An 11723-nucleotide genomic window follows, 5' to 3' on the forward strand; every position below is an offset into this window, starting at 1 on the left:
CGAGCGGATCCTGGCCGAGGCCGTGGACGGGGCCGAGGAGCCCCCGCCGGTCGAGGACGACGTCGTCCTGATGGGCTTCTGGCACCTCACCGGACACGGACCCAGCCGCACCACCCGGCGGATCAGCGCGGAGACCTGGCCGGAGGTGCGCCGGAACTACACCGCACCGGTGGCCGACGCCTTCGACGCCCTGATGAAGCTGCGCCCCGAGGAGGTTTCCGGACGGCTGCTGCTGCTGCACGGCCCGCCCGGCACCGGCAAGACCTCGGTGCTGCGCACGCTGGCCCGCTCCTGGCGCGACTGGTGCCGGGTGGACTGCGTGCTCGATCCCGAGCAGCTGTTCTCGGACCCCGGCTATCTGCTCCAGGTCGCCCTGGCCACCCAGGACGACGAAGGCGAGGACGACGACGCCCAGCGCTGGCGGATGCTGCTGCTGGAGGACTGCGACGAGCTGATCCGCGGCGGCGCCAAACGGGCCACCGGCCAGGCCCTGTCGCGGCTGCTGAACCTCACCGACGGCCTGCTGGGGCAGGGCCGCAACGTCCTGGTGGCGATCACCACCAACGAGGACGTGGAGCGGCTGCACCCCGCCGTGGTGCGGCCCGGCCGCTGCCTGGCCCGGGTGGAGGTGGGGCCGCTCACCGCCGAGGAGTCGGCGCGCTGGCTGACCCGGGGCACGGGGGACGGTACGGCAGAGCCCTTCGCGGCGCCCCCGGCGCAGCCGGGCGCCGCCACCCTGGCTGAGCTGTTCGCCCTGCGGCGGGGGCGCTCTCCGCTGCTGCCCTCGCCTGCCGCGCCCTCCGACGGCCTGTACCTCTGAGCCGCCGGGGCCCGGCGGTGCTCCTCAGCCGGCCTCCGTCCCGCGCGGCTCCCCGGCCCCGCCCGGTGCGTGCGCCACGCGGTCAGGACCCGACGGCCGGTCCGAAGAGCACCACCCTCGGCTGCAGAACCGCCACCCGGGCGGCGGCGCTGCTGCTCGGCTGGACCGTCACCCGGTAGCCGACCACCAGGTCGGCGCCGGGGGGCAGCTGCCGGCCCGAGGCGGGGATGGTGGTGTACAGCGTCCCGGTCTGGGTGCCCAGCTGCACGGTCCGCCACTGACCGTCGGCGGGGTCGAGCTGCTCCAGCTTCACGTCGGCGGGTGCCAGATAGGGCCCGGAGTCCGGGGACTCGACCAGGATCTGCGGCGCGACGGTGCGGGTGGCCGTCCCGGTGTTGCGGTAGTGGACGGTCAGGTCGTGGGCCTGGCCGTCGGCCGACACCGGACTGGTGGGCAGGTCGACGAATCCGGCCGGAACCTCGGCGGGCCGGGTGTCCGCCACGGTGCGGACCTCGGCGAGCGGGGCCGCGGCACCCTGCCGGGCCGCGGTGGCACCGCCGGCTGCGCCGCCGTTGCCGGAGTGCGTGGCGAGGGTGGCGCCGACGGCTCCGGCCGCCACCAGGAGCGAGGTCGCCACGGTCACTGCCGTGCGCTTGGTCGAGCGGGGCACAGTGCCTCCCTGTCTGCGTTGCCTGTCGGGACCCCGGTGGTCATTCCCGCCATGCCCGATATGACACCTCTCGCCCGAAAAAAGTACGTACTGTTACCCACCGGTTGCATGGTGCGTCGCTGGACGGGCCGGAATCCCTCGCAGCCGGCTGAGGTTCTGCGACGGCTCCGGGGCAGCGGCACCCTGGAAGCGAGGGGGTGGACCGAGTCGTCGGCGGACAGTCGTGGACGAGCAGCGGAGGTCGGACCATGCCGGGCAACAAGGCGGTCGTGTACAAGGAACCGGGCCGGGTCGAGGTCGAGACGATCGACTACCCGGAGTTCGTGGTCAAGGACGGTCCGGGTGTGCACCCGGACAACGTGGGACGCCAGTGCCAGCACGGCGTGATCGTCAAGTGCGTCGCCACCAACATCTGCGGCAGCGACCAGCACATGGTCCGCGGCCGCACCACCGCCCCGGCCGGTCTGGTGCTGGGGCACGAGATCACCGGCGAGGTGGTGGAGACCGGCCGGGACGTGGAGTTCGTCAAGGTCGGCGATCTGGTGTCCGTCCCCTTCAACATCGCCTGCGGGCGGTGCCGCAACTGCAAGGAGGGCAAGACCGGGATCTGCCTCAATGTGAACCCGGACCGGCCCGGCTCCGCCTACGGCTACGTGGACATGGGCGGCTGGGTCGGCGGCCAGGCCCAGTACGTCCTGGTGCCGTACGCCGACTGGAACGTGCTGGTCTTCCCCGACCGCGACCAGGCGCTGGAGAAGATCCGCGACCTCACCATGCTGTCGGACATCTTCCCCACCGGCTTCCACGGCTGCGTCACCGCCGGGGTGGGCGTCGGCTCCACGGTGTACGTCGCCGGGGCCGGACCGGTGGGGCTGGCCGCGGCGGCCGGGGCCCAGCTGCTGGGCGCCGCCGTGGTGGTCGTGGGAGACCTCAACCCGGAGCGGCTGGCGCAGGCCCGCAGCTTCGGCTGCGAGACCGTCGACGTCTCCAAGGGCGACCCCCGGGACCAGATCGAGCAGCTCCTCGGCGTTCCCGAGGTGGACTGCGCGGTCGACGCCGTGGGGTTCGAGGCGCGCGGACACGGCGGCGACGCGGCGCAGGAGCGCCCCGCGACGGTGCTCAACACGGTCATGGACGTCACCGCCGCGGGCGGGGCCGTGGGCATCCCGGGCCTCTATGTCACCGGCGACCCGGGAGCGTCCGACGAGGCGGCGAGGTCCGGCTCGCTGTCGATCAGGATCGGCCTGGGGTGGGCGAAGTCCCTCTCCTTCACCACCGGGCAGTGTCCGGTGATGCGCTACCACCGGCAGTTGATGCAGGCGATCCTGCACGACCGGGTGCACATCGCCGACGCGGTCAACGCCACCGCGATCCCGCTGGAGGAGGCGCCACGCGGCTACCGGGAGTTCGACGCCGGGGCGGCCCGCAAGTACGTCCTCGACCCGCACGGGATGCAGTCCCCGGTCTGACACCCGGCCGCCTGGGCCGGCGGGCCCGTGCCCGCCGGCACAGTGGGGTCCCCGGCGCGGGGACTCAGCAGGGTGTGAACCGGCAGGGGTGGCTGAGGTAGTTGCCCAGCAGGCCATCGCCGTCCCCGGCCTTCCAGGCGCAGGCCACACCGGTGAGCCCGCCCGCCTCCCGCCGCAGGGCGACGGAGAGCAGGGGGCTGTTGATCCGGGCGTCCGCGGTCGGGAGCTGCAGGGCGAAGGCGGCCCGCAGGTCCCAGGCGGCGGAGGCGGTCGCGGGCGCGGTGGCGCCGCGGCCGGCCAGCCGCAGCTCCACCCGGCCGTCCGCCGCCAGCCGCAGGGTCACCGGCAGCTCGCCCTCCGGGGTGCCGACGGTGCCCGCCCAGCTCCCCGCGGGCAGCTCCAGCGGACGCTCGGGGTCGGGGACCGCCGGGTCGACCAGTTCGGCGCGGTACCCCGGGACCAGCTCCGCCATGATCCGGTGGAACACCGCGTCCCGGGCGGCCTTGCGGGTCGAGTTGGTCAGCACGGCGACGGAGAGCTGCTGCGCGGGCACCGCGGCCACCATGGCCGCCACCCCGCCCATCCCTCCGCCGTGGCTCTGCACCACCGGCCCGCCGCCGTGGGAGACGCACCAGCCCAGCCCGTACCCCAGCCGGGCGTTCAACGGCTCGGCCCGCAGCACGGCGGCGGCCGTCCCCGGCTTCAGCAGCCGGTGGTACGTCTGCGCGAAGAGCGCGAGTTCCCCGGCGGTGGCCCAGCCAAGCGACGCCCCGGGGTGGCTGGTGTCGCACGGCGGACAGACGCGGCCGTCCACGGTGTACCGCACCGCTGACGGCGCCGGACCGGGGTACCGCGGCCCGAGCCGGCAGCGGGTGAGCCCCAGCGGCTCGAACACCCGCTCCCGGACGAAGCCGCCGAGGTCCTGGCCGGTGACCGCCTCCAGCTCCCGGCCGAGCAGCGCGTAGCCGAGGTTCGCATACTCGAAGCCGGTACCCGGCTCCCGGTACTGCACCTCGTAGCGGGTGGCGTCGATCGGACGGTCGCCGCCGCCGTAGTGGAAGTCGTAGTGCGCGCCCAACCCTCCGCGGTGACAGAGCAGCTGACGCAGCGTCGGCGGATTCTTCCGGTGGTCGCCCGCCGGCGGTGCGTCCAGGTCCAGCAGTCCCTGGTCGGCGGCCAGGCAGACGGCGGTGGCGGTGATCGGCTTGGTGACGGACGCCAGCCCGTACACGGTGCCGGGGGTGGCGGGGCGCCCCGTGGCCGTGTCCGCCTGGCCGTATGCCTCGGCCAGCACCACCTCGCCCTGTTCGGCCACGGCGACCGACACCGAGGGGCAGCCGTACTCCGCCAGCGCCTGCGTGCACTGCTCCGCCAGTCCGTCCAGCATGCTCGCCCTCTCCCTCGGCCGATCCGACAGGCCGGATCCCCAGGCCTGTCAGGCCTGTCCGTCCAGTCGATCCTAGGGGCCCCCGCCCGCGTCCGGACCGCGGGCGCCGCCGGGGCGGCCGCGGTCCGGACGGGCGGTCAGGGCTGCATCTCATAGGCGCCGGCGAGCGTCTCGACCTGGGCCCAGACCCGGGCGGACCGTCCAGCGTCGGCGACCGGGCGGCGGATCTGGGTCAGTGCCCAGGCCGCCTGCTCCGCGGTGGCGGACGCCTTGCCGTGCAACTCGGTGGCGTACCCGGAGAAGTCGCGCACCAGCACATCGAAGATCTCGTCCAGCAGGTCGCTGTCGAGCCCGGTGATCCCGGCCTGCTCCAGCACCAGCTGGCCGTAGACCACCAGCGCGAAGAGCTGGCCGAGGGCGAGCAGGAAGTCCAGGTCCTGCTGCTGTTCCGGGTCGGGCGCATGGGAGCGCAGCAGCTCGCAGAGGCCGTCGGCCTGCTCCCGGAACCGGGCGACATTGGGGATGCCGGCGTGGGCGTCGTAGGCGGTGCGCCAGTCGTGGAAGCGGATGGCGCCGAGGCCCCGGGCGGGGCCCTGACGGAAGAGGAACTCGTCGTCGGCCGGGTCCTGGCGGGTGGGGACGGGAGTGTACTCGGCGGGCGCGAAGAGGTAGTTGCCCATGAACTTGAGGATCAGGGCCAGGTTGACGTGAACCGTGCCCTCCAGCTTGGGCAGGCCCCGGATGTCCTTGGCGGCCTTGTCGAAGTAGGTGTCCGCCTCGAAGCCCTTGGCCGCGATGACGTCCCACATCAGGTCGATCACCTTCTCGCCCTCGGTGGTGACCTTCATCTTGGTCATCGGGTTGAAGAGCAGATAGCGGCGGTCGTCGGGCCCCGCGGAGCGGAAGTAGTCCACGGAGCGGGCGCTGAAGAGCTTCATCGCGGCCAGTCGGGCGTAGGCGTCGGCCAGTTCGCGCCGGACGTGCGGGAAGTCGGTGACCCGGCGTCCGTACAGCATGCGGTTGTGGGCGTGGGTGACCGCCTCGTACATGGCGTGCTCGCAGATGCCCACGGAGGCGGTGCAGAGGTTGAACTTGCCGACGTTGACGGTGTTGAGCGCCGCGTCGAAGGCGTCCCGCCCGGTGTGCAGCACGTCCTCGGCGCGCACCGGGTAGTCCTCCAGCCGGAACTCGCTGACGTACATCTGCGCGTTCACCACGTTCCTGACCAGGTGGTAGTCGTCGTGGCGGCTGTCGGCGGCGAAGAAGACATAGCCGTCGGGTCCCTCGATGTCGGCTCGCCGGCCGAAGACCGAGACCAGTCCCGCCACGTTGCCGTTGCCGATGTAGTACTTGGAGCCACTGGCGCGGAAGCCGCCCTCGCCGTCCGGGGTGAGGACCATGTCGGTGGCGTAGATGTCGGCGCCGTGGCTGCGCTCGGAGAGGCCGAACGCCATGACGTGGCCCTCGGCGAGCAGTTCGGCGGCGCGGGCGCGGGCGGCCGGGTTGGCGCTCTGCCACACCGGGCCCAGGCCGAGCACGGTGACCTGCCAGGTGTACCAGTAGCCCAGCCCGTAGAAGCCCAGGATCTCGCTGAGGGCGGCGTTGCGGGCGGTGTCCCAGCGGGCGGCGGGGTTGCCCTCGGCGTCGGCGGCGGGGGTCAGGAAGGCGGCGAACAGGCCCTCCTTGGCGGCGAACTCCAGGAAGTCCGCGTACCAGGTGCGGTCGATGTAGGTGTCGATCAGCGCCTTCTTGCCGCGTGCCTCGAACCAGTCGACGGTGGCCCGCAGCAGCCGGCGGGTCTCCTCGTCGAAGTGGGCCGGGTCGTAGCCGCGCGGGTTGAACAGCAGAGAGTCCGCCATGGTCGGAGCTCCCCTTCCTGGTCGGTTCGGAGGTGGTGGGTGGGAGGGCCCCGGTCAGCCGAGGCGGTGCAGGGTGGCCAGGACGTCGTCCAGCCAGGCCACGGTCATCCGCTCGTACTCGATGCCGCCGCGCAGCACCACGTGCTGGAGGGCCTGCTGGGCGTCGAGGGCCGCGGGGTCGGGGAAGTCGCGCCGCTCGCCCGCCAGATAGCGGTGCAGCAGCGCGGTGTGAGCGGCCCGGTGGCGTTCCACCTCGGCGACCAGTCCGGCGCGTCCGGACGGGTCGTCGAAGGCGGCGCCGCGGATCTTGACGGCCAGGTCGTGCCGGACGGTCTCGGGCTCCACCGGGGCCCGCAGCCAGGCGGACAGGGCCCTGCGGCCGGGCTCGGCCGCCGAGTAGACCCGTTTGTCGGGTCGGCCCTCCTGGGCCACCTCCTCGGCGGCGATCCAGCCGTCGGCCTCCATCCGTCTGAGCACCCGGTAGATCTGCTGGTGGGTGGCGGTCCAGAAGCGGCCGATGGAGCGGTCGAAGCGGCTGGCCAGCTCATATCCGGAGCCGGGCTGCTCCAGCAGGGAGACGAGGATCGCGTGCTCAAGGGCCATGGGGTGATCCTGCTATGCAACTTGTTGCATAGCAACTCACGGGTAACTTAATGAGACCCAGCTCACCGGACCGGGCGCCCGTGGCGCTTGCGGGGCCGGCCGGGGTTCCGTCGGGGCTCAGTCGAAGGGGACGGGCTCGGGCCCGTGCGCGGCCCGGCCGAAGGCGGCCCGGAAGGCGGCGCGGACCGGGGAGTCCGGGCGGCGGTCCAGAACGGCGAAGACGACCTGCCCGAAGCGGCCCCCGAAGCCGCCGCCGGGGGCCAGATGCCCGTGGAAGGCCGCAGCGACCTGAGCCGGGTCGTTGCGGAACACCCCGCAGCCCCAGGCCCCCAGCACCAGCCGCCGCAGACCGCACGCGGCGGCCGTCTCCAGCACCCGCTCCGCCCGGATCCGCAACGCCTCCGGGACCATCCGGACGTGGTCGGGCATCCGTGCCGCCACCACCCCTGCGTTGGGCGCCGCCGCCACCAGGAAGTCCACCGGGTACGGCTGCTCCAGCAGAGCGCCGCGGTCGTCGCGGAAGACCGGCACGGCCGGGGCGTGGATCACCCGGTCCGAGTAGAAGGGGCTGGAGTCGGCCCGGTGCGCGGCGTAGAAGTCGGGCACGGTGCGCAGACAGGCATGGAGTGCGGAGGACCGGCAGAGCGCCTCCTCCTGCGCCTGTGCCCCGTTGAGGAAGCCGCCTCCGGCGTTGCGTGCCGAGGCGAAGTCCAGCACGGCGACCGGCTCGGCGGCCTCCGTGAGCATCCGCCGGGCGGCCTGCAGACTGCTCTCGCCGGTCACCTCCACCACCGGAGCGCCGTGCGGCCCCGGCGGTCCCGGGTCGACCGGACCCGGACCGTACAGCCGGGTGCCTGCCACGGCCGCCGCGACCTCGCCGCCGATGTCGACGACGCGGCCACCGGGCAGCCGGTAGCGCCCGGCCTCGGTGATCTCCACCGTCTCCCGCGCGATCCCGCGCAGCCGTGCGCTCACGTCCCGTCCCTCGGTCTGGTCCTGGTTGCCACAGTTCCAGCATGGCGCCTGCGGCACGCCCCGCGACAGCGGATTCGGTCCGCCCCGCGCCGCTCAGACCGCTCCCGGGGCGGTCTCCTCGCGCAGCAGCCGGCGCAGCACCTTGCCCATCAGGTTCCGCGGCAGCGGCGTGGTCCTGAACTCGACGATCTTGGGCACCTTGTACGCCGTCAGCCTGGCCGTGCACCAGGCCTCCAGCTCCTGCGCCGACAGCGCGCTCCCCTGCCGCAGGACCACACAGGCCTTGACGGTCTCCCCGCGATAGGGGTCGGGGACGCCGATCACCGCCGCCTCGGCCACCGCGGGATGGGTGAGCAGCACCTCCTCGATCTCGGCGGGGAAGACCGAGAAACCGCTGGCGATGATCACGTCGCGGCGGCGGTCGATCACGGTGACGAAGCCGTCCGGGCTCATCACCGCGACGTCCCCGGTGAACAGCCAGCCGTCGTGCAGCATCCGGGTGGAGTCCTCGCGTTCGTGCCAGTACCCGGCGAAGACCTGGGGGCCGCGGACGATCAGCTCCCCCGCCACCCCGGGCGGCTGGTCGACCTCCGGGTCGGCCTCGTCGACGATCCTGACCTCGGTGCCCGGCAGCGGGATGCCGACCGTACCGGGGCGGGCGTTGGCGTTGAACGGGTTGCACAGCACCACCGGGGCCGCCTCGGTCAGCCCGTAGCCCTCCACCAGGGAGGCCCGGGTGGCCCGCTGGAAGCGGTCCACGGTCTCCGGCGGCAGCCGCATCGCGCCGGAGATGCAGCTCCGCAGGGTGCGCAGCGCCCGCAGCTCCTCCGGGCTGCGCCGCAGCAGCTGGTCGTACATGGGCGGCACCCCGGGGAACAGGGTGGGGCGGTGGCGGCGGGCGGCCCGCAGCACCAGGTCGGTGTCGAAGGTCGGCAGCAGCACGGTGCGGGCTCCGGCGAGCAGGCCCACCGTCAGGCCCAGTGTCATCCCGTACACATGGAAGAACGGCAGCACGGCGAGGGCGGTCTCCCGTCCCTCCCGCAGCTGCGGGTACCACGCCTTGACCTGGTGGGCGTTGGCCACCAGGTTGCGGTGGGTGAGCATGGCGCCCTTGGGGGTGCCGGTGGTGCCGCCGGTGTACTGGAGCACCGCGACCCGGCGGGGGTGCACCGGCGCCTGCGGCACCCCGCCGCGTGGGCGGCGGGTGCGGGCGACCACCGTGAAGGGCACCGTGCCGGCGTCGGCCGGCGGGGGCGGACCCAGCCTCTCCCGGAACGCACGGGCCCTGGCCAGCGGCAGCCTCAGCAGCAGGCGCAGCCGGAGCGGGAACTGCTCGCTGAGCCCGGTGGTGACCACCTGGGCGAGCGGGGTCCCCGCACGGGCGGCGGCGACGGTCGCGTACGCGCCGTCGTGGACCACCGCCAGCACCGCGCCGGAGTCGACGAGCTGGTGGTGCAGCTCGCTGGGCGTGTAGAGGGGGTTGGCCGGGACGACGACCGCGCCGATGCGCTGCGCCGCGTAGAAGGCGATCACGAACTGCGGGCAGTTCGGCAGCACCAGCGCCACCCGGTCGCCGCGCTTGACCCCGAGCTCCAGCAGTCCCGCGGCGAAGCGGTCCACGGCGCGCCGCAGCGCGCGGTAGCGGGTACCGCGGCCGAAGAAGACCAGCGCGGTACGGCGGCCGTGGCGGGCGGCGGCCTCGTCCAGCAGTCCGGTGACCGGGATGCCGGGGATGCTGACGCGGTGCGGGACGCCTTCGGCGTAGAACCGGTACCAGGGGCGGTCCCGGCCGGAGCCCGGTCTCTCCGGCTCCGCCGGCTCACGCTCCCCGGCCGCGTCGGCGTCCACCATCCGGGTCGGGGCCATGGGTACGGGGTGCGGCCGGTCGTCCTGTGGGGCGCCGTCCGTGCCTCCGGTCGTTCGCGCTGCCACCGCTGCCACTCCCCTGATCGCCGAGTCCTGGCTCCCTGCCGGGGTGTGGCGAATCGTGGCAGTGGTCCCGCACGGGAGTCCAGAGGTCGTACCGGACGGATTCGGCCCGGGGGCGCCCGTAGGCTGGGCCCATGGAGATCTGGCTCAATCCCGCCTGCTCGAAGTGCCGTTCCGCCGTGGAACTGCTGGACGACGCGGGCGCCGAGTACACCGTCCGCCGCTACCTGGAGGACCCGCCCGGGGAGGAGGAGATCGCCGCGGTGCTGGGGCGGCTCGGCCTGGAGCCCTGGGACATCACCCGCACCGGCGAGTCCGCCGCGGCCGGTCTGGGCCTCGCCTCCTGGCCCCGCACGGACGCCGAGCGGCCCCGCTGGATCGCGGCGCTGGCGGCGCACCCGTCCCTGATCCAGCGTCCGATCATCACCGCCGACGACGGGCACGCGGTGGTCGGCCGCACCCCGGAGGCGGTCCGCTCCGTGCTGTGATCCGGCGGTCCGCGGCGGGCCGCGCCCCGGGTCGCGGCCTGCCGGCCGGCGCCGGACGGCATCGGACGGTGGACGGCGTCAGACGGCGTCGGCTGCGACCAGGTCGTCGCGGGCGACCAGCGCCGCGTAGCGTCCGCCCAGGGCCATCAGCTCGTCGTGGGTGCCCTGTTCGGCGATGCGGCCGCCCTCCAGGACCACGATCCGGTCGGCGTCGCGGACGGTGGAGAGCCGGTGGGCGATGGTGATGGTGGTACGGCCTTCGGCGAGGGCGTCCACGGCCCGCTGCACGGCCTGCTCGGTGCGGTTGTCCAGGGCGCTGGTGGCCTCGTCGAGGATCAGCACCGGCGGGTTGCGCAGTATGGTGCGGGCGATGGCCAGCCGCTGCTTCTCCCCGCCGGAGAAGCGGTAGCCCCGCTCACCGACCACGGTGTCGTAGCCGTCGGGCAGGGCCGCGATGTGGTCGTGGATCTGTGCGGCGCGGGCCGCCTCGGTCAGCTCCTCGTCGGTGGCGTCGGGTTTGGCGAAGCGCAGGTTCTCGGCCACCGAGGCATGGAAGAGATAGGTCTCCTGCGAGACCACGCCGACGGCCGCGGCGAGGGTGCCGAAGGAGAGGTCGCGGACGTCGATGCCGTCCAGGGTGACCCGGCCGGCGGTGGCGTCGTACAGCCGCGGCACCAGATAGCTGAGGGTGGTCTTGCCGGAGCCGGTGCCGCCGACCACGGCGAGGCTGCCGCCGGCCGGGACGGCCAGGTCGATCCCGGTGAGGGTGGGCCGGGCCGCCGAGGGGTCGTAGGCGAACCCGACGCCCTCGAAGCGGACATCGCCGCGGATGCGGTCCGGGCGGACCGGGTGGGCGGGCTCGGCCACCTCCACGGGCAGGTCCAGGTACTCGAAGATGCGCTGGAAGAGCGCCAGTGAGGTCTGCACCTGGACGCCGGTGGCCAGCAGCGAGACGGTGGGGCGGAAGAGGCCCTGCTGCAGCGAGACGAAGGCGACCAGGGTGCCCAGCGACACCACGGGGCTGCCGGCGGCGGTGGCCAGCCCGGCGGCCCAGTAGACGACGGCGGGCATCGCCGACATGACGATCTGGATGGTGGACATCCGCCACCGCCCGGCCATGCTGGAGCGCACCTCCAGCTCGGCGAGGCTGTCGGACTGCTCGGTGAACTCGCGGGAGAGCGAGTCGCTGCGGCCCATGGTGCGGCCCAGCAGGATGCCGCTCACCGACAGGGACTCCTGGACGGCGGTGGACAGCACGGCCAGCTGCTTCTGCCGCTGGGAGGTGATCTTCTTCCGCTCGTTGCCGACCCGGCGGCTGATCCACACGAAGAGCGGCAGCATCAGCAGCGACACCACGGTGAGCCGCCAGTCCAGGGCGACCATGGCGACGACGGTGGCCACCACTCCGGTGAGGTTGGAGACCAGCGAGGTGGCGGTGGAGGTGACGGTGGACTGCATCCCGCCGATGTCGTTGGCGATCCTCGACTGCACCTCACCGGTGCGGGTGCGGGTGAAGAAGGCCA

10 protein-coding genes are annotated in these 11723 nt (G+C 73.5%); 3 read left to right on the forward strand and 7 right to left on the reverse strand.

From position 1 onward, the window contains the following. On the forward strand, positions 1–820 hold an 820-nt coding region (locus AOK09_RS15110), incomplete at its 5' end, for a DUF5925 domain-containing protein (RefSeq protein WP_055587708.1). Between the two features lie 82 nt (positions 821–902). Here the strand turns inward: AOK09_RS15110 and AOK09_RS41105 are convergent. Beyond that, the gene (locus AOK09_RS41105) at positions 903–1490 is read right to left on the reverse strand and encodes a hypothetical protein (protein WP_055587709.1); all 588 of its coding nucleotides are present in this window, start codon (positions 1488–1490) and stop codon (positions 903–905) included. A 248-nt stretch (positions 1491–1738) separates the two neighbouring features. Here AOK09_RS41105 and fdhA point away from each other — a divergent pair, with 248 nt between their 5' ends. Further along, positions 1739–2959: a formaldehyde dehydrogenase, glutathione-independent gene (fdhA, locus tag AOK09_RS15120; RefSeq protein WP_055587710.1), complete on the forward strand. Its 1221-nt coding sequence runs from the start codon at positions 1739–1741 to the stop codon at positions 2957–2959. 64 nt (positions 2960–3023) lie between these two features. On the opposite strand, the gene AOK09_RS15125 is transcribed toward fdhA, so the two are convergent. From AOK09_RS15125 to AOK09_RS15145, 5 genes are all read right to left on the reverse strand, one after another. After that, entirely contained in the window at positions 3024–4346 is a 1323-nt protein-coding gene (locus tag AOK09_RS15125) for a serine hydrolase domain-containing protein (RefSeq protein WP_055587711.1), read from the reverse strand. Positions 4347–4483: 137 nt separating this feature from the next. Beyond that, on the reverse strand, positions 4484–6205 hold the full coding sequence (locus AOK09_RS15130) for an acyl-CoA dehydrogenase family protein (protein WP_055587712.1): 1722 nt from the start codon (positions 6203–6205) through the stop codon (positions 4484–4486). Between the two features lie 54 nt (positions 6206–6259). Next, the gene (locus tag AOK09_RS15135) at positions 6260–6808 is read right to left on the reverse strand and encodes a PadR family transcriptional regulator (protein ID WP_055587713.1); all 549 of its coding nucleotides are present in this window, start codon (positions 6806–6808) and stop codon (positions 6260–6262) included. Between the two features lie 117 nt (positions 6809–6925). After that, a complete protein-coding gene (locus tag AOK09_RS15140) occupies positions 6926–7783 on the reverse strand; it encodes a TIGR02452 family protein (protein ID WP_055587714.1) in 858 nt (285 codons plus the stop codon). Positions 7784–7876: 93 nt separating this feature from the next. Further along, positions 7877–9649, reverse strand: a complete 1773-nt coding sequence (locus AOK09_RS15145) for an AMP-binding protein (RefSeq protein WP_217698431.1) — start codon at positions 9647–9649, stop codon at positions 7877–7879. 197 nt (positions 9650–9846) lie between these two features. Between AOK09_RS15145 and AOK09_RS15150 the strand changes: the two genes are divergently transcribed. Then, positions 9847–10200, forward strand: a complete 354-nt coding sequence (locus AOK09_RS15150; protein WP_055587715.1) for an arsenate reductase family protein — start codon at positions 9847–9849, stop codon at positions 10198–10200. Between the two features lie 78 nt (positions 10201–10278). Here AOK09_RS15150 and AOK09_RS15155 read toward each other — a convergent pair. Continuing rightward, positions 10279–11723, reverse strand: a 1445-nt coding sequence (locus tag AOK09_RS15155) for an ABC transporter ATP-binding protein (protein WP_055587716.1), incomplete at its 5' end; no start/stop codon positions are given.

The organism is Peterkaempfera griseoplana, from assembly GCF_001418575.1.
In the GTDB taxonomy this organism is placed as follows: Bacteria; Actinomycetota; Actinomycetes; order Streptomycetales; family Streptomycetaceae; genus Peterkaempfera; species Peterkaempfera griseoplana.

Bases quoted from the DNA above. Each gene is read 5' to 3' on its own strand.
- fdhA (WP_055587710.1), top strand. From the start codon at position 1,739: ATGCCGGGCAACAAGGCGGTCGTGTACAAGGAACCGGGCCGGGTCGAG.
- AOK09_RS15125 (WP_055587711.1), bottom strand. From the start codon at position 4,346: ATGCTGGACGGACTGGCGGAGCAGTGCACGCAGGCGCTGGCGGAGTAC.
- AOK09_RS15130 (WP_055587712.1), bottom strand. From the start codon at position 6,205: ATGGCGGACTCTCTGCTGTTCAACCCGCGCGGCTACGACCCGGCCCAC.
- AOK09_RS15135 (WP_055587713.1), bottom strand. From the start codon at position 6,808: ATGGCCCTTGAGCACGCGATCCTCGTCTCCCTGCTGGAGCAGCCCGGC.
- AOK09_RS15145 (WP_217698431.1), bottom strand. From the start codon at position 9,649: ATGGCCCCGACCCGGATGGTGGACGCCGACGCGGCCGGGGAGCGTGAG.
- AOK09_RS15150 (WP_055587715.1), top strand. From the start codon at position 9,847: ATGGAGATCTGGCTCAATCCCGCCTGCTCGAAGTGCCGTTCCGCCGTG.